Annotated in this window: 14 protein-coding genes; 8 read left to right on the top strand and 6 right to left on the bottom strand. The window is 63.3% G+C overall.

What is annotated here, in order from left to right; all coding sequences use genetic code 11:
• Window positions 1–414: 414 nt before the first annotated feature.
• The 4 genes from JHX87_RS18480 to JHX87_RS15955 all read left to right on the top strand — a co-directional run bounded on the left by JHX87_RS18480 (window position 415) and on the right by JHX87_RS15955 (window position 8,253).
• The gene (locus tag JHX87_RS18480; RefSeq protein ID WP_377775989.1) at window positions 415–2,058 is read left to right on the top strand and encodes a transposase; all 1,644 of its coding nucleotides are present in this window, start codon (window positions 415–417) and stop codon (window positions 2,056–2,058) included.
• Between the two features lie 98 nt (window positions 2,059–2,156).
• On the top strand, window positions 2,157–3,872 hold the full coding sequence (locus tag JHX87_RS15965) for a type I secretion system permease/ATPase (protein WP_271883833.1): 1,716 nt from the start codon (window positions 2,157–2,159) through the stop codon (window positions 3,870–3,872).
• Window positions 3,869–5,200 (top strand): HlyD family type I secretion periplasmic adaptor subunit, encoded by a 1,332-nt coding sequence (locus tag JHX87_RS15960; RefSeq protein WP_271883834.1) that lies wholly within the window; start codon window positions 3,869–3,871, stop codon window positions 5,198–5,200. The genes JHX87_RS15965 and JHX87_RS15960 overlap by 4 nt, the downstream gene beginning before the upstream one ends.
• 29 nt (window positions 5,201–5,229) lie before the next feature.
• Complete coding sequence (locus JHX87_RS15955; protein WP_271883835.1) at window positions 5,230–8,253, top strand: CapA family protein; 3,024 nt, start codon at window positions 5,230–5,232, stop codon at window positions 8,251–8,253.
• A gap of 39 nt (window positions 8,254–8,292) precedes the next feature.
• On the opposite strand, the gene JHX87_RS15950 is transcribed toward JHX87_RS15955, so the two are convergent.
• Window positions 8,293–9,495, bottom strand: a complete 1,203-nt coding sequence (locus tag JHX87_RS15950; protein ID WP_271883836.1) for a CaiB/BaiF CoA transferase family protein — start codon at window positions 9,493–9,495, stop codon at window positions 8,293–8,295.
• A 69-nt stretch (window positions 9,496–9,564) separates the two neighbouring features.
• A complete protein-coding gene (hmgA, locus tag JHX87_RS15945) occupies window positions 9,565–10,932 on the bottom strand; it encodes a homogentisate 1,2-dioxygenase (protein WP_271883837.1) in 1,368 nt (455 codons plus the stop codon).
• Window positions 10,933–11,074: 142 nt separating this feature from the next.
• Between hmgA and JHX87_RS15940 the strand changes: the two genes are divergently transcribed.
• A complete protein-coding gene (locus JHX87_RS15940; protein ID WP_271883838.1) occupies window positions 11,075–11,503 on the top strand; it encodes a MarR family winged helix-turn-helix transcriptional regulator in 429 nt (142 codons plus the stop codon).
• 75 nt (window positions 11,504–11,578) lie between these two features.
• Here JHX87_RS15940 and JHX87_RS15935 read toward each other — a convergent pair whose 3' ends face one another.
• Genes JHX87_RS15935 through JHX87_RS15920 form a run of 4 tightly spaced genes read right to left on the bottom strand, consistent with a single transcriptional unit; the run spans window position 11,579 to window position 15,292 of the window.
• The gene (locus tag JHX87_RS15935; protein ID WP_271883839.1) at window positions 11,579–12,508 is read right to left on the bottom strand and encodes an MBL fold metallo-hydrolase; all 930 of its coding nucleotides are present in this window, start codon (window positions 12,506–12,508) and stop codon (window positions 11,579–11,581) included.
• 22 nt (window positions 12,509–12,530) lie between these two features.
• Window positions 12,531–12,734, bottom strand: coding sequence for a DUF2783 domain-containing protein (locus tag JHX87_RS15930; protein WP_271883840.1), 204 nt, complete (start codon window positions 12,732–12,734; stop codon window positions 12,531–12,533).
• The gene (locus tag JHX87_RS15925) at window positions 12,722–14,305 is read right to left on the bottom strand and encodes an FAD-dependent oxidoreductase (RefSeq protein ID WP_271883841.1); all 1,584 of its coding nucleotides are present in this window, start codon (window positions 14,303–14,305) and stop codon (window positions 12,722–12,724) included. Before JHX87_RS15925 ends, JHX87_RS15930 begins: the two co-directional genes overlap by 13 nt.
• 27 nt (window positions 14,306–14,332) lie before the next feature.
• The gene (locus JHX87_RS15920; RefSeq protein ID WP_271883842.1) at window positions 14,333–15,292 is read right to left on the bottom strand and encodes an MBL fold metallo-hydrolase; all 960 of its coding nucleotides are present in this window, start codon (window positions 15,290–15,292) and stop codon (window positions 14,333–14,335) included.
• A 112-nt stretch (window positions 15,293–15,404) separates the two neighbouring features.
• Here JHX87_RS15920 and JHX87_RS15915 point away from each other — a divergent pair, with 112 nt between their 5' ends.
• The 3 genes from JHX87_RS15915 to maiA all read left to right on the top strand — a co-directional run bounded on the left by JHX87_RS15915 (window position 15,405) and on the right by maiA (window position 18,181).
• Window positions 15,405–16,139, top strand: coding sequence for a helix-turn-helix domain-containing protein (locus tag JHX87_RS15915; protein WP_271883843.1), 735 nt, complete (start codon window positions 15,405–15,407; stop codon window positions 16,137–16,139).
• A gap of 165 nt (window positions 16,140–16,304) precedes the next feature.
• Window positions 16,305–17,516, top strand: coding sequence for a fumarylacetoacetase (gene fahA / locus JHX87_RS15910; protein ID WP_271883844.1), 1,212 nt, complete (start codon window positions 16,305–16,307; stop codon window positions 17,514–17,516).
• Between the two features lie 20 nt (window positions 17,517–17,536).
• Window positions 17,537–18,181, top strand: a complete 645-nt coding sequence (gene maiA / locus JHX87_RS15905; protein ID WP_271883888.1) for a maleylacetoacetate isomerase — start codon at window positions 17,537–17,539, stop codon at window positions 18,179–18,181.
• Window positions 18,182–18,194: the final 13 nt, after the last annotated feature.

Here is an 18,194-nt window from a genome sequence, read left to right as displayed (position 1 = left end):
CCAAATTTCGCCCCGCCTGTGTCTGTTTCCACCCCGCGTCAGGGCGATAATCACGCGCCCCGGGGGCCGGATGCAGACGGCGCAAAAACGCCGTCTTTGCCGCAGCGCAGAAATTAGCGGCGAAATTCGTCAAATCACCTTCCAGTATAAAAACCCCTTGAAATCAATAGACTGAAAAGTTCATCCGATCACGTCGGCGACATGACGCGCCCTCTGCCCCGGGATGTTGCACGCAAATTGAGGCGCTTGCTAACGAAAAGGAAAGGTAACGAGAGCGCATCGGCACGGTGCCGTTTGCACAGTATTTGGGAGACTTGGTCCATGGTCCACGTCACGATCGGCAGACCGCGCATTTCGCGGGCAAAGCGCGCATTCAGCACCCGAAGGGTACCACGCAAGGCATATCAGACATTGTTGACCGGCGATTTGCGCCCCAACCCGGGCGATCTGGTTCTGGCGCGGATCGATGAGATCGGAAAACACACCAAGCTGGAGCTGACCGACGGGCGTCGCGCCCATCTTTTTCCGGGCGATGAGATCATCGTCTGCTTTGGCAACCGCTATGCCCCGGACCAGTACGAGGCACAGATCGGCGCAGATCTGGGGCCTTGCGATCTGGTCGCGGCAGGGGGCATCGCCTCGCTGGAGATGTCCCGGCATCAGCGGATGAAACCGCCGACGCGGATCACTCCGCTGGGCATTCTGGGCGATGCCGACGGCACAAGGCTGAACGTGATGCAATTTGCGGTGCCTGCGCCGGATTTCGCCCCCTCGATCCCGGCGGTGCTGTCTCTGGGCACCTCGATGAATGCGGGCAAGACGCTGACGGCGACCTCGCTTGTGCGCGGCTTCAAGCGGCTGGGCCACAAGGTCGCGGCGCTGAAGATCACCGGTACCGGGGCGGGCGGTGACATGTGGATCGTGCGCGATGCCGGCGCCGATCTGTCGCTGGATTTCACCGATGCGGGCCATGCCAGCACCTATCTGGTCAGCATCGCCGATATCGAAAGCGCCACCTGCCGACTGATGAATTACGCCGCCGCCCAAGGCTGCGAGGTGGCCGTGATCGAGATTGCGGACGGTCTGCAACAGCTGGAAACCTCGCAATTGATCCACAGCAAGCGGATCATGGACTTTACCATCGGCACCGTTTTCGCCGCCTATGACGCCATGGGTGCGAAATATGGCGTCGATCTGCTGAACAGCGCCGGACACGCGGTGCTGGGCCTCAGCGGGCGTCTGGGCCGTTCCCCTCTTGGGGTGCGAGAGGCCGAGGCCTCGACCGGGCTGCGGGTGTTTTCGCCCTGGGAATTGCAGCAAGGCGCGCTGATGAGCGCGATCCGCGACCGGGCGGCCCGAAGCTGCGCCGACAGTCACCTGCAGCCTGCGCTGAAAGCCCTGTCGCGCGGCGTCATCCCGGCGACGGTCGAATTGGGGAATATGGTGATGCTGACCGCCGACGGGCGCCACATGGGCGCCAGCGGCACGACCCTGGCCCGCGATATCCTGGATTGCGCGGCGCATTACGTGATGCAGGCCGATACCGACCAGATCTGCGGCACCGCCTATGGCAGGCATGACAGCAATCGCCGCGACTGGCGCAACGGCAACCGGTTGCAGGACTGGGTGACGGATTTCGGCACCATCGAGCTGCGCATCCCGCGACTGAAAAAGACGGATTACCAGCCCGCCTTCCTCGGCGCGGCCACACCGCCGATTGCCGCCGTCAAGGCCGTGATCGACGCCCCTGCCGCGGATCTGCCAGAGGCTGTCGCATCGCTTCTGGCAAGCCTGACAACGCAGCGGCATGGCCATGAGGATATCAATCAGGTGCTGGATAACATTCGCGACATGCTGCGCAAGGCCAGCTTTCGCAGCATGCACGCGGATGATGGGGTCGCATGGCCGCCCCCGGCCCTTGGCGATGACGAATTCGCGGATGAGGACGATGGCTCGGACGATGCGCCCGACCTGACGGCGCGCGCCGACAACGACGCGGATCGCGCAGATATCGGCCTGGCCTTCCAGCGGCGCGTGAATATCGCCGCCGCCGAATAGGCGCAGCCACGGCATCCTGCCACAACAGCCAACCCCTGCCGGGATCCGTTCCCCGGAAGCCGGCAGGGCAGTGATCAAGTATCGAGTGATAGCAAGTAATGGCCAGACGAAGAAAAGCAGGCACCGAATCCGCGCTTGGCGCGGCGTGGCGGATCTCTCGGCCCGGGCTGGTGGTCGTGATGATCTTCACGACCTGCTTCAACCTGCTGAAATTCGCCATGCCGCTTTATCTGATCCAGGCGCTGGACCGGGTGCCCGCCAGCCGCAGCATCGAAACGCTGGTCATGCTGACCGCCATGGCGGTTGTCGCCATCTGCTGCGGCATGGCGCTGGATGTGCTGCGCCGCCGGATGCTGGTCAGGTGGGGCGTCTGGATCGAGCGGCGCTTTGGCCCGCAACTGGTCGGGCAGGCGCTTGGCGGCCATCGCCCCGTCGAACACAGCGCCGATATCATTGAATCGCTGGGCTATCTGGAAACCCTGCGCGCCTTCGTGTCGGGACCGCTGGTGTCCTGGATGGACGTGATCTTCGTCCCGATCTTCTTCATCGCGATCTTTCTGATCCACCCCCTTCTGGGCATCATCGGGGTCGCGGCGCTGGTGGTGCTGCTGATCATCGGCGTGCTCAGCGACAGCCTGACCCGCGATGGCCGTCGCGCGTCAGGCGTGGCGCATCGCGAACAGACGGCACTGGTGCAGGCGGCGGGCCAGAACCGCGAAAGCGTCGGGGCGTTTTCCATGGGCGCCGCGCTGACGGAAAGATGGCGGCGCACGGCCACGGCGCGGCTGCAGGAAAAGCAGCAGGTGCAGGACCGCCAGATCATGTTCAAGACGCTGCGCCGTGGCGTCGGGCAATTCCTGCGCATCGCCATGATCGCCGTCGGGGTCTGGCTGGTGGTGATCGGATCACTGACCTTCGGCGGCATCTTTGCGGCACGGATCATGGCGGGCTTCGGCTTTTCGCTGGCCAATGAGGCGATCAGCAATTACCGCAACCTGCGCGAGACGCTGACCGCCTATCAGGCGATCCGCAAGCGGCTGGCGGATGTGGATATGGCGCAGGCCTCGGTCCCCGAGGATGTGCCGGATGCGGCGCTGATCCTGGATCAGATGAGCTATCGTCACCCGGGCGAACGCTTCTATCTGTTCAACCGCCTGTCGCTGCGCCTTGCCCCGGGCGAAATGCTGGTCGTGAACGGCACTGCGGGCACAGGCAAGACCACCCTGTCACGGCTGCTGGTCGGCGTGCTGTCGCCGCGCGACGGGCAGATCCGACTGGGCGATATCGAACTGTCGCGCCTCGCCCCCGAGGCCCGCTGCGACATGGTCGGCTTTCTGCCCCAGCATACCGAGCTGTTTTCCGGCACCATCCGCGAGAACATCGCCCGCATGGGCGAGGGCGATTTCGAGGATGTGGTCGCCGCCGCGAAGCTGGTCGGCATCCATGACAAGATCATCCACCTGCCCGATGGCTATGACACCCAGATCAGCGGCGATGGCTTTGGCATGTCGGGCAGCGAGCGCAAGCGGATCGCGCTGGCCCGGGCCTTTTACCGCCGCCCGCGCATCATCGTGCTGGACGAACCCTCGGCCAATCTGGACACCGCGTCCCGGCGGTTGATGGTGACGGCGGTGGCCGATCTGAAATCGGGCGGTGCGTCGATCATCGTCACCCAATCCATCCACGGCTCGCAGATCGCGCGGATGGCGGATCGTTTCCTGATCCTTGGCGGCAAACGCTCGCATGAGGTGACCGAGAATACCGGCGATGACACGCTGCGCCGTGCACGCGACCATCTGAGGAGCGTGACATGACCCTGCCCGACAGCGCATCGCCCCCGGCTGTTCCCTTTGACGACGCACAGCCCTTTGGTCGGCGTCTCGCCCTTGGCGGTTTCGCCGTCATCGCCGTGTTTTTCGGCACATTCTATCTTTGGGCGGCGACCGCGCCACTGGAAGGTGCGGTGGTCGCGCCGGGCATTGTCAGCGTAGATACCAATGTGCGCACGGTGCAGCATCTGGAAGGCGGTATCGTGGACGGGATCCTGGTCCGCGACGGCGATGCGGTCGAGGCCGGGCAACCCCTGATCCGGCTGCAGAACACGGTCCCATCCTCCAGCCTCAATGAAATCCAGTCGCAATATTTCGAGGCCCGCGCGACCGAGGCCCGGCTGGTCGCCGAACAGCAGGGCGACGATCAGATCAGCTTCCCGCCCGAACTCAGCCGCAAGATCGGCGATCAGGCCGTGCAGGGCGTGATGCGTGGGCAAGAGAGCATTTTCGACAGTCGCCGGACGCTGCTACAGGACCGTCTGACCATCTTTCAGCGCACCATCGGCGGGCTGAACACCCAGATTCAGGGGCTGGAGGATCAGATCACCTCGTCCGAAAGCCGGCTGTCCCTGCTGGATCAGGAAATTGCCGATGTGCAATCGCTCTATGACCGCAACCTGACCGACCGCCCGCGTCTGCTGCAATTGAAGCGGCAACAGGCCGAGCTGCAGGGAGAGATCGCCAGCTATCGCGCCGCCATCGGCACCGCGCGGCAAAAGATCGAGGAAACCGCCCTGCGCCGGTCCGAGCTGAAAAACAGCATGGCCACCGAGGTCGTGCAGGAATTGCGCGACACCCGCGCCCGCGCCTATGAGCTGGCCCAGCGGCTTGCGGCGGCGCAGGATGTGATGGGCCGCACCGAAATCCGCGCCCCCGTGACAGGCGTAGTCACCGGCCTGCAAATCCACACGGTCGGGGGCGTGATCGCCGCAGGCCAGACATTGATGGAGATCGTGCCCGTCAGCGACAAGCTGGTGGTGCAGGCGACGATAGATCCGCTGGATATCGATCAGGTCTCTCAGGGGCAAGAGGCGCAGGTCTGGCTGTCCGCGCTGAACCGCCGCAGTCAGACCCCGATTGAGGGGGTGGTGCAGACCGTCTCGGCCGACCGTCTGGTCGATCCACGCAGCGGCGCGCCCTATTACCTTGCCCGCGTCACGCTGAACCGCAGCGATGTCGAAACCGGAACCGTGCCCATCCAGCCGGGGATGAGCGCCGAAGTCATGATCCATACCGGCGCCCGAACGACTTTGGACTACCTTCTTTCGCCCATTACCCAGTTCATTTCGCGCGGCATGCGCGAGAGCTGACGATATTTGACACCAAGAAAGGTTGCCTGATGCAGATTATCGAAAGCCGCCTGTTCCAGCCGGGAAATATTCATACCCGCCGCCTTGCGCTTCACGTGCAGATCGAGGGCGCCGCCGATCTTGAAATGCCCCCCGCCGCGATCGCAGAGCTGGGCAAAATGCTGCGACGCCTTCAGGCAACGATCAGCGACTGTCCCGCCTGGCGCCGCCTTGCCCGCGCGAAGGCACCGGTGCCAATGGCCGGTGCCATCGAAGTCCTGGCCATCCTGACACAGCGATATGCCCTCTGGCCGGTCAAGTTCTGTTCCTGGCGGGAAACGGCATCAGCCAATTATGTCACCAGCCCCGCCGAACTGGAACGGCAGGGGATCGCGCTTTACGAAGTCAAATCCGAAAGCGTGGGTCTGGCCGCCGCCAGGGTGGCCATCGCGATGGCACAGGCCATGCTGGACGGGGCAAAGGCCCGGGCGCTTTACGATCTGTTCATCGAAGAACTGACCGGCTTCATGGCCGCGACGCGGCGCGAGACCCCGGCTGCGGATTCGCTGAAGATCGCAAAGGCCGCCATTGCGCGCGGCATCCCCTGGTCGGTGCTGCATCAGTCGCATTACATCCAGCTTGGACTGGGGCAGTACTCACATGTGCTCAAGGGGTCGGAATCGACGAATACCTCTTCGATCGGGGGCGCGCTGTCGCGCAACAAGGGGATTGCGCATCGTATTCTGCAACAGGCGGGCCTGCCGGTGGCGCAGCAATATGTCACCCGGAACGCAAGCGCGGCGGCGCGATTTGCGGCACGGATCGGATTTCCCGTCGTGGTGAAGCCGCGCGATGGGAATATGGGGCGCGGCGTGACTGTCGGGGTCACGGATGAGGCGCATCTCGCGCGGGCCTTCAAACGCGCGCAAGAAGTGTCCCCGCATGTGCTGGTCGAAAGCCTGATCGAGGGCGAGGAATATCGCCTGCTGATCATCGATGGCCGCATGGTCGCCGCCTGCCATCGCCGCGCCGCGCAGGTCACGGGCGACGGCACCTCGACCGTCGCGAAACTGATCGAGCGTGAAAACCTTCGCCCCGAACGTGAACGGGTGCTGCCCAGCAGCATGGCGATCATGCGGCTGCTGAAACTGGATGACAACGCGCTGGAAGTGCTGGCCGAACAGGGGCTGCAACCTGACAGCGTTCCGAAAAAGGGCCAGACCGTGCTGCTGCGGCGGGAATCCAACGTCTCGCGCGGGGGGGAAGGCATCGACATCACCGACATGATCCACCCCGACAACCGCGAACTGGCCGTGCAGGCCGCCCGGATCGTCCGGCTGGATGTCTGCGGGGTGGATTTCATCAGCACCGATCCCGCGGTCTCGTGGCGCGACAACAAGGCCGCCATTTGCGAGGTGAACAGCCGCCCGGGCATCCATATGCAGATCCACGCGATGGGCGACCGTGGCCACCAGATCACCGATGCGATGCTGGACATGCTGTTCCCGGATGGCGCGCCATCGCGCATGCCGGTCATCGCGTTGATCGGCACGCAGGACCAGACCGCCCAGATGCGCCGCCGGATCGAGGCCGCCGCCACCGAGGCGGCAAGTAACGTCGCGCTGATCTCGCAATCCGACACGGTGACGCCGCTGCGGCGGCTGACCGATGCCGGGGCGCTGGACTGGGACGCGCAGATCGACGCCGCCGTGATCGAGGCGACCCCCAGCCAGATCGTCGAAGAGGGTCTGGGCGTCGAGCGTATCGATCTGGCGATCCTGTCGCCCGACGCGGACTGGCAGGACGCCGATCTGGTCGCGGCCGCCATCCAGCGTCTGGCCGGTGAGCGGGTCGTGCCCGTCGATGATCCCGATGCGCTTGGTGCGGCTGTCAGGGCGCTTGGGCTGGATCTGGGCGTCGTGGATCCGCAGATCATCGAAGAGCGTGCCGAACATGCCCAGCCCGTGCCGCGCGCGGACGCCGATCCCGATCAGTTCACCGCGCTGTTCCTTGGCGATATCGGCTTTGGCGAAAGCTATATGAGCCACCCTCGCCTGCCCGATCTGCAACGGGTTCTTGGCACGCATGGTCACGGCTATTCGCTGGCAAATCTGCGCGGCATTCTGGCGCAGTCGCATCTGACGGTCGCAAACCTTGAAGTGCCACTTGCCTCGCGCCCCGATGCGGGCTTGCAGGGCAACAAGAAATATCTGGGCTGGTGCGATCCCGATAACACGGTCGCGGCGTTGCAACAGGCCGGGATCGACGCCGTCACGCTGGCCAACAATCACGCGCTGGATTGCGGCATGACCGGTCTGGGCGAGACGCTGACCCGGCTGAACGATGCGGGCATCGCGGCCTTTGGCGCGGGCGCGGACCGGGACACGGCGACGCATCCGCTGATCCACCGCTTTGCCGTGGGCGGGATCGAACAGTCGCTGGTCATCTTTGCCGGGTTCGAACATCGCCCCAGATATGATCGCCGCTACCGCTGGTATGCGAATGGCGCGCGTGGCGGCGTGGCCCCGATTGCCGCCGATCAGATCGCACAGCAGATCCAGTCGCTGCGCGAGGTGCTGCCAAACCCGACCTTCGTGGCATTCCCCCATTGGGGCACCGATTACGAAGATATCACCGACAGCCAGCGCGACAGCGCCGCCGCCCTTGTCGCCGCCGGTGTCGATCTGATCATAGGCCATGGCGCGCATATCACCCAGCAGGCCGAGGTGATCGACGGCTGCCCGGTTCTGTTCAATATCGGGAATTTCGTCTGGAACACGCCGGGACGCTTCAACCGGCTTGATGTGCAGCCCATCGGTCTGGCGGTCGGGCTGCATTTCAACAAGCGGCAGCGGGTCGGCCCCAGCCTGCGGATCTATCCGCTGCTGATCGACAATGACGTCACCGCCTTCCAGAACCGTCCCGTCACGCCCGAGGAATTTGCCCGCGCGAAATCGCTGATCGCCGCGCAGCTTCCCACGCGGCCACGCAGCCAAAGCGACGAGGCGGGTCTGTATCTGGAAATGAAGATGCGCGCGCCCGCCAAGGCCGCCCTGCGCACCGCCGCCGAATAGCGCCGAAAACCGGCGGGGCAGCCTTGGCCCCGCCGCCTTCTAGGCCAGCGCGATGGTCCCCGCCTGCCGCAATCCCTCGATCTCATCCTCGGAATAGCCCAGTTCCGCCAGCACCTCGGCAGTGCTGCCGCCCAGCCGGGGCACCGGTTTGCGGACGGTGCAGGGCGTCTGGCCCAGCTTGATCGGAAAGCCCAGAACGCGCAGGTTCGGGCCGTCCTGCCAGGGCGCCTCGATCACCATCTGCTGCGCCCGGATCTGCGGATCGGCCACCACCTGCGACAGATCCTGCACGATCCCGCAGGGCACCCCCGCCGTGTTCAGCACGCCCAGCCAATGATCGCGGCTTTTGCCCGCCATGCGGCTGTCGATCAGGCTGCGTAGATCTTCCCGCGCGGCCATCCGCTTGGCATTGCTGTCATAGCGTGGATCCGCCATCACCCAACCAAGGTCCAGCGTATCAAGGAAACGTTGCAGGATCTGATCGTGCGAATTCGCCACCGCGATCTGACCATCCGCGCAGAGAAACAGCCCATAGGGATAGACCAGCGGATGATCGTTGCCGGTGCGCGGCGGCAGTTCATCAGTGGCGAAATATTCCGAGGCGAGATAGGCCATCAGGCTCAGCAGCCCGTTGACCATCGCCACCTCGACCGTCTGGCCCTGCCCGGTTCTGTCACGCCCGATCACCGCGCCCAGAATGCCCACCGCAGCATAGATCCCCGCCACCAGATCACTGACCGGAGGCGCGGCGCGCATCGGCGGGCCATCGGCCTCGCCATTCACACCCATGAAGCCGCTCATCGCCTGGGCGATGAAATCGAAGGCCGGGCGATCCGTATAGGGTCCGGTGCTGCCATAGCCGTTGATGCTGGCCACGATCAGGCGCGGGTTCAGCGTCTTCAGCGCGGCCGCGTCCAGTCCCAGCTTGTCCAGCGTGCCGGGGCGGAAATTCTCGACCAGCACATCGGCATCGGCCAGCATCCGGCACAGCACCGCCCGGCCCGCCTGACTGTAAAGATCCAGAACGATCGAGCGTTTGTTACGGTTGAAACCCGCGAAATAGCCCGAGACCCCGTCGGTCATCGTGCCCTGCGCGCGGACGGGATCGCCCTTGGGCGGCTCGACCTTGACGACATCTGCACCAAGATCGCCAAGGATCATGGTGCAGAAAGGGCCCGACAGAACCCGGGTCAGGTCAATCACGCGCAGCCCGTGCAACGGGCCGTTCACTTCTTCTGCCATGGGCGGTCCCGATGTTATCCATCAATCCGGCAGCCGGACCATGCCCGGCATGCCCTCCCATGGCTTACGTCACTTTACGCCCGGAGTGCCATCGAATTTCTTTTCAAGCTGGTCCCAGACCTCGATATATTCCTGCTGCATCGGGGCCTCTTTCGCGGCGAATTCGGTCAAATGCTGGGGGAAGCGGGTCTCGAACATGAAGGACATGGTGTTGTCCAGCTTCTCGGCCTTCAACTCGGCATTCGAGGCCCCCTCGAAGGCGTCGCGATCAGGGCCGTGGGGCAGCATGCAGTTATGCAGGCTCATCCCGCCGGGGGCAAAGCCCTGCGGCTTGGCGTCATAGATGCCATAGATATTGCCCATCAGCTCGGACATGATGTTCTTGTGATACCAGGGCGGGCGGAAGCTGTGCTCGGCCACCATCCAGCGTTCGCGGAACAGCACGAAATCGATATTCGCGGTGCCCTCTTGCCCCGAGGGCGCGGTCAGCACGGTGAAGATCGACGGATCGGGATGGTCGAACAGGATGGCGCCGACCGGGCTGTAGGTGCGCAGGTCATATTTATAGGCGCAGTAATTGCCATGCCATGCGACGACATCCAGAGGGCTGTGGCCGATATGGGTTTCGTGGAACTGGCCGCACCATTTGATGACGACGCGGCTGGGCACCTCGCGATCCTCGAAGGCGGCAACGGGGCATTTGAAGTCGCGCGGATTGGCCAGGCAATTGGCGCCGATCGGGCCACGGCCGGGCAGGTCGAATTTCTGGCCATAGTTTTCGCAGACAAAGCCGCGTGCCGGACCTTCCAGCACCTCGACGCGGTAAACCATTCCACGCGGGATGATCGCGATTTCCTTGGGCTCAAGATCGATTATGCCCAGTTCGGTGCAAAAGCGCAGCCGCCCCTCTTGCGGAACGACCAGCAATTCGCTGTCGGCCGAGAAGAAATATTCGTCCTGCATCGAGCGCGTGACCAGATAGATATGGCTGGCCATGCCGACCTGCGTGTTCACATCGCCCGCCGTGGTGATCGTGCGCATGCCGGTGATCCAGGTCAGATCCTCATCCGCGCCCGGCATCGGCACCGGGTCCCAGCGATACTGGCCAAGGCTGGTCACATCGGGCAGCACGTTCGGCGCGGTTTTCCAATAGGGCACGTCGATCGCGCTGAACCGCCCCGTATGATGGACCGAGGGACGGATGCGATAGCACCAGGTCCGCTCATTCTGGCCGCGCGGCGCGGTGAAGGCGGTGCCGGACAGCTGCTCGGCGTAAAGGCCGTAATTGCATTTCTGCGGACTGTTCTGACCCTGCGGCAGCGCATCGAGCAGCGCCTCGGTTTCGAAGTCATTGCCGAAGCCCGGCATATAGCCCTCGTGGGTGCCCGTGGTGCTGGTGGCCCGGATCATTCCCTGGGGCAGTTCCTGGATGGTCATGTCAGTCTCTCCTCCGCAAACTCGTTGCTAATGCAATGAATATACCGTTGCAGCAGCAACGATGTCAAGCGCGATCCGCGCAAGCCAGTTTATTATTGCGCATGCAACGAAATCCTGCTGTTCTGGTGGAAAAGGATCGTGGATGAGCTTTCAGCTGGATGATTTCCTGCCCTATCAGCTTGCCGTGGCGGCATCGCTTGTCAGTCGCCGATTCGCGGCAAGATATGCGGATGAGGCGGGATTGACGGTGCCCGAATGGCGCGTGCTGGCGCATCTGAACCATTCCGGAACGGTCAGCGTTCGCGACATTCACAGCCGGGTCAATCTGGATAAATCCATGATCAGCCGGGCGGCCTCCAGATTGCAAGAGGCGGGGCTGGTGCGCAAATCAGGCCATGAAACCGACCGTCGCCTGATCGTCCTGGAACTGACCGAAGAGGGCCAGCGCCTGATGCAGCGCCTTGGCCGCATTGCCGAGGATTTTCAGGCCGAATTGCTGGCAGAGATTGGCGAGGATGCCGCCGCCTTGAAGCGCGCCGTGGCGCGGATTGCGGAACGGGCGACGGAATAGCCCCGCCGCCCGACCCGTGGTGAAATGGCCCTTCGCCTGCCCCGCAACGGGCATCAGGCCGGGCGATGCCTTGGCTTAGAAGCCGTCCAGATCCTTGGCCATGACGACCTCGCCATCATAGTTCTTGCGCACCTCATCCGCGACGCCATCCATCGGCGCGCCGTAGTTCAGGATATGGGTCAGAACCAGCAGCTTAGGCTGGGCGGCATTGGCGATTTCGGCCAGTTCCTCGGTCGTGGTATGCGAATGGTTGTGATAATCCTGCCAGAATTCCGGCAGCCCGCTCAGCCCCTCGCTGCTGATCACCTCATGCAGCAGGATATCGGCGCCCTTCGACATCTCGATCAGTTCTTCGCTGTAATTGGTATCGCCCGAGATCACGATCACCTTGTCCGGCGTGGTGATGCGATAGCCGAAAGCGGGCGAGATATCGCCATGCGGGACCGGGAAGCCCTCGATCTTCACATCGCCATCCTGCACCGTGAAGGCCTTGTCATATTCGCTGACATTGACCTTGAAATTCTCGGGGTTGTCGACCGGCTGATTGCTGTTGATGCGCAGATTCGTGTCGGTCGCCAGCATGGTGTAATAGCCATCGGCCATTTCCTGCGCGCCGGTAGGGCCATAGACCTGCATCTGACCATCGCGCCGCCACCACAGCGTTCCGGCAAGCTCGGGGAAATCAAGGATGTGATCGCTGTGCAGATGGGTCAGGAACAACTGATCCGCGATGGTGGGAAACAGCGCCTCGCGGCCCTGCGGATCTTTGGGCGCGGCAACGCCCTTGACGCCGCTGGCCTTGATCATGTTCTGAACCACGCCGCCGCCGATATCGAACAGATAGGCCTTGCCGTTATAGATCACGGCGGCCCCCGCCCCTGCCCGGTCGCCATCGGCGACGGGCGTGCCGGTGCCCAGAACCACCAATTCAGTTTCCGCCTGCGCAAATCCGGCCCATGCGGTCAGCGCAAGCGCGGCAAGACCAAGCCTGCTCGATATCGTCATATTCAGTTCTCCTTCAGAAAAATCACTTTTGACCCTGTCCGGGCGCGGCGATGGCAATGGCCTGATCGATCACCTCGGCGTCGCCGATATGATTGACCAGCACCAGAACCAGCCGCGACCAGAGCTTCAGGCTTTCGCCCTCGGTCAGGCCGTCATGCATCGCGACCAGCTTTTCATAGATGTCGTCATGTCCGGTCAGGTTCGCGGAAACGATCAGCTGTGCCATATCTGGCCTCCTTTCGCGCGGGCCAGGGCCGCCTCGATGCGGGCCGCGTCGGGGTTCTTCCAGCGCGCGGCGACATAATGATCGGGGCGGATCAGGCAGGCCCCGCCCTCGCCAAGCCCCAGCCGGTCTGCCGCGACCTGCCCCAGCTGCACCACGCGCAGGCCGGGCGGAACCTCGCCAGCCCAGTCGCGGGACAGCAGGACAAAATCATCGCCAAGCTGTTCCATCAGCCAGCCATCCTCATGCGGCGAATCCAGTACCGGCGCACCGGGCGGCACGCCGCCGGACCACGCATCCTCATCCGGCGTCGACAGCGGGCTTTCGGGAAAGCCGACAGGCGTGGACAGCCTGCCCGAATTCACGAAGGGCCGGGCAAAATCGTGGTCGCGGGCAAGTTCCAGAACCGCGTCGCGCAAGGCCTGGCTGGCCGCCGATTTGGGCGTCAGGAAATCGGTCGAGCGGGTCGAGTTCAGGATATTCTCATCCGCAGTCGCGACGGCTTCGTGATTATAGGTCTCGATCAGCGTTTCATCGGCATGACCGCGCAGCACCAGATCCAGCTTCCAGCCCAGATTGTCGATATCGGCAAAGCCACCATTGCAGCCCCGCGCCCCGAAGGGCGACACGAGATGCGCGGAATCGCCTGCAAAGATCACCCGCCCATGCACGAAACGCGCCATGCGCCGGCACTGGAAGGTATAGACCGAATACCACTCGCGCTCGAAGGCGACCTCATCGCCCAGCATGGCGCGGATGAACGGCTCGACATTCTCGGGACGTGTCGCGGCCTCGCGGTCGATATTCCAGCCAAGCTGGAAGTCCAGCCGCCAGACACCATCGGGCTGACGATGCATCAGCGCCGACCGGCCCGGATTGAAGGGCGGGTCGAACCAGAACCAGCGTTCCGGCGGCATCTGGTGATCGGGCATGCGGATATCCGCGATCAGGAAGTTATCCTCGAAAACGCGCCCCTCGAAATCAAGGCCCATCCGCTCTCGCACGGTCGAGCGCGCGCCATCGCAGGCGATCAGCCAATCCGCCATCAGCTGATAGCGCCCCTGATCGGTCGAGATGTCCAGCAGGACGCCATCCTGCCGGGGCGTGACCTCTTCGATCACATGGCCCCAGCGCAGATCGACATTGGGCAGCGCGCGCAAGCCGTCCAGCAGATATTCCTCGATGTAATATTGCTGGATATTGATGAAGCCGGGATGTTTCTGATCCTTCACCGGCAGCATGTCGAACTGATAGACCGGCTCTGCCCCGTCGCCCCAGAAGACCTTGCCCAGATTCCAGGTCACGCCCTTTTGCATGACCGCATCGCAAACGCCCAGCCGGTCCAGAATGTCCAGCGAGCGTTTGGAAAAGCAGATCGCCTTGGAACAATGGGCGATGAAATCCAGACGCGTGATCACCGTCACCTGATGTCCGCGACGACCCAGATCCAGCGCCATGGCCAGACCGACCGGCCCCGCCCCCACGACCACGACAGGCGCGTGATCCCGGGCGATGGCGGGTGCAGGCGTCTGGCCGATCTCTTTATAGACCGGGATGCCCTGAATATTCGCCATGATCCCCTCCTCCCTTTGCTAATTGTGTCAGCCTTGCAGCTTTGCCCAGACCTCGCGGTCGCGCTCTGCGGTCCAGATGCGGGGATGTTCGATCCCGTCGAATTCGTCCCACAGACGCTGCACGTCGAAGGGCAGGCAATGTTCAAAGATCGGCCAGGCGCCGAATTCCGGGGCCAGCGCGTCGCGGGTCGCCTCGAAGGCGGCCTTCAGATCGCCGCCGGCCTTGTGTACGCGGCCGGTATTTTCGATCATGCCGTTCAGGAATTTCCGCGTCTGTTCCACGGCAGCGTCGGTTTCCGCCACGCCGCGCGACACGGCCCCGCGCCCGCCGATCAGGTTTTCGGCGCGATAGGCCTTGACCCGGTCCAGCGTGCCGCCCGCCCAGTCGAAATGATAGGCATCGCCGGTGTAAAGCGCGGCCTTGGATTCCACCAGGTCGCCCGCGTAAAGCGTGCGGGTCTTGTCATGCCAGACGGTGATGTCGCCGCCGGTATGGCCGCGACCCAGGAAGCGCAGTTCCAGCTTGCCACGATCGCCGCCCAGATCGATGTCATGGCTGTCGGCAAAGGTGATGGTTGGCCAGGTCAGGCCGGGCACCTCATCGGCATTCTTGGCCAGGCGCGGCATGCGGCCGAATTCGCTTTTCCAGTCCTGTTCGCCCCGTTCGGCCACCAGATCGCGCGAGGCGTCGGACATGATGATATCGCCCGCGTCAAAGGCGCTGGCCCCCAGCACCCGCACCGCGTGATAATGCGTCAGCACCAGATAGCGCACGGGCTTGTCCGTATGTTCGCGCAGGATCTTCAGCCAGTCACGAGAGGCCGAGGGCGTGGCCCGCGATTCGATTGCGACGACGAAATCCTCGCCCTCGACCGCGCCCACATTCGGATCGCCCTCGGCGGTCAGTGCGTAAACGCCATCGGCCAGCACTTCCAGCGTATCGGTTTTCTGATCGGTATCGGCCGAGGATGCAAATGGCTTGCTCATTCCTATCTCTCTCACATGGATTTTCGTTGAAATCGCGTCAGAATCATTTCTAATGAAACGAGTTCGGGTTGTATGTCGTTAGACCTATCGACAACCGGACAGGGAGGGAAACATGACCTCGGCAGGGCTGATCGACCCGAATCGCGCCGTCGCATTGCTGGAAGCCCGCGATGCAGGCGTCTTTTCCGAACGGTTGCTGGACGCCGCCCATAGCGCATCCGGCATCGCGGAACTTTTTGCCTATCGCATCGGCGATGGCGCGCCTGAAACGCTGGCCTCCAGCAGCGATCTGGGCGATGTGGCGGAACGCGCGGGCGCCTATGCCCGACGCTTTCATCGCAGCGATCCGGCGGTCATTGCCCGTATGAACGCGCAGCCCGACACAGGATTCATGTGCCGCATCCCGGCCGAATCCATCGAATTGGGCGCCTATCGCAAGCTGTGCTTCGAACAGCCCCGCTTTTCCGAAAAGATCTGTTTCGGCTGGCGCGCACCGCAGCACAGCCTGGTGGTGACCTTCTATCATCGCCACCAGCACGAACCAGATCTGGCCCAGCTTGGCGCGCTGGCACAGATCGCGATCACCGCCCTGACCCGGCTGACGCAACAGCGCGATGAGGAACAATCGCTGGTCCAGCAGGTCGAGGCGCGGCTTGCGGCGTCTCATCCCCGGCTGTCGCTGCGCGAAAGGCAGATCAGCGCGCGCAGCCTTGCCGGGCACACGGCGCGCCAGATCGCCGGAGAGTTGGGTCTGGGTCACGGCACGGTGCTGACCTATCGGCAGCGCAGCTATCAAAAGCTGGGCGTATCGAAATCCAGTGACATGCTGGCTGCGATCATGTCCTGATGAAGAGTGTCACCTGCCGGGAAAGATATTGTTTCATTAGAAATGATTTCTTGACAGATTAGTTTCAACTGCAACAAAATATCTCTGAACGAATCCTTTTTACAGCATTGCGGCGGCCTTTGGGCTGAACAGCCGCATCATCAGACAGACAGGAGGCTTTCGCCCATGGCAAAGCAACCACGCCGCAGCTGGATTGCGGCTGCGAATAAAGAAGATTGCGATTTTCCGATTCAGAACCTGCCCTTCGGCGTCTTTTCGACGGCAGACAGCGCCCCGCGTTGTGGTGTGGCCATTGGCGACATGATCGTGGATCTGGCCGAATGCGAAGCCCGCGGGCTGCTGGATGCCAAGGGCAGTTTCGCCCGGCCGCATCTGAATGACTTCATCGCGCTTGGCCGCCCGGCATGGGACCGGATCCGCGAGCGCCTGACCGAATTGCTGGCCGAGGACGGCAATCAGGACACGCCGCTGGTCGCCATGGCAGACGCCACCCTGCATCTGCCGATCCGGGTGACCGAATTCACCGATTTCTACGCCTCGAAAAATCACGCCTTCAATGTCGGCGTGCTGTTCCGCGGCCCCGAAAACGCGCTGCCCGCGCAGTGGACCCATATGCCCATCGGCTATAATGGCCGTGCCTCATCCGTGGTGGTGTCGGGCACCGATATCCGCCGCCCGATGGGACAGGTGAAAGGCGATGACGGGCCGGTCTGGACCGCCTGCAAGCGGCTTGACCTGGAACTGGAACTGGGTGCCATTGTCGGCGCGGACAGCAATCTGGGCGAACGGGTCAGCGTCGAGCAGGCGGAACAGATGATCTTTGGCTATGTCCTGCTGAACGACTGGTCGGCACGCGACATTCAGGCCTGGGAATATCAGCCGCTGGGCCCGTTCCAGTCCAAGGCCCTTGGCACCACGATCAGCCCGTGGGTCGTGACACAGGCGGCGCTGGAACCCTTCCGCAGCGCGGGCGCGGAACGGGTGAACCCGCTGCTGCCCTATCTGCAGGAAGAACGTCCGGGCTTTTACGACATGACCGTTGGCTGGACCATGAACGGGCAACGCATGGGGCACACCAATTACAACGTCATGTATTTTTCCAGCGCCCAGCAGCTGGCCCATCACACCGGATCCGGCTGCCCGATGCGCGTCGGCGACCTGCTGGGCAGCGGCACGATTTCCGGCCCCGAGATCAACGAAACCGGCGCCCTGCTGGAAATGACGCAGGGCGGCAAGAACCCGGTCACGGTGAATGGCGAAAGCCGCACCTTCATTCAGGACGGGGATGAGATCGGCCTTTACGGCTATGCGCAGGGGTCGGGCTATCGCATCGGCTTCGGTCCCTGCACTGGCACCGTCCTGCCCGCCAGCGAATGAGCGCAACCGTGACGGATCAGATGGCAGGCAAGATCGTCCTTTACGACTATTGGCGTTCTTCCGCGTCCTACCGGGTGCGGATTGCGCTGGCCCTGAAGGGGCTGGCCTATGAAAGCGTCTCGGTCAATCTGGTCGCGGGTGAGCAACGCCAGCCCGCGCATCGGGCGATCAACCCGCAGGGGCTGGTTCCCGCGCTGGCGATTGACGGGCTGATGCTGACGCAATCGCTGGCCATCATCGACTATCTTGAGGAAACGCGCCCGGATCCTGCCCTGCTGCCGAAGGATGCGGCGTCGCGGGCGCATGTGCGGGCGATCGCGCTGGCCATTGCCTGCGAAATCCACCCGATCTCGAACCTGAACGTGCTGGCCCGCGTGCAGGAGGTCGGCGGTCAGGATGCCCGCGCCGACTGGAACCGCGACAATATCGCCGCCGGTCTGGCGGCGGTGGAACATCTGCTGGATCATCCCGGCTTCACCGGCCGCTTCTGCCATGGCGACAGCCCCGGCATGGCCGATTGCACGCTGATCCCGCAGCTTTACAACGCAACACGCTGGGGGGTGGGCTTCGACCATCTGCCGCGCATCATGGCAGTCGCAAAGACCTGTCAGACAAACGACGCCTTTCAACAGGCGCATCCAGACAAGTTCGACCCTTCGCGCTAGGCGAAGGAACAAC

Source organism: Paracoccus fistulariae (assembly GCF_028553785.1).
Classification (GTDB): domain Bacteria; phylum Pseudomonadota; class Alphaproteobacteria; order Rhodobacterales; family Rhodobacteraceae; genus Paracoccus; species Paracoccus fistulariae.
The sequence above is the reverse complement of the archived record's forward strand: the minus strand, read 5'-3'. Positions and strand labels throughout refer to the sequence as shown.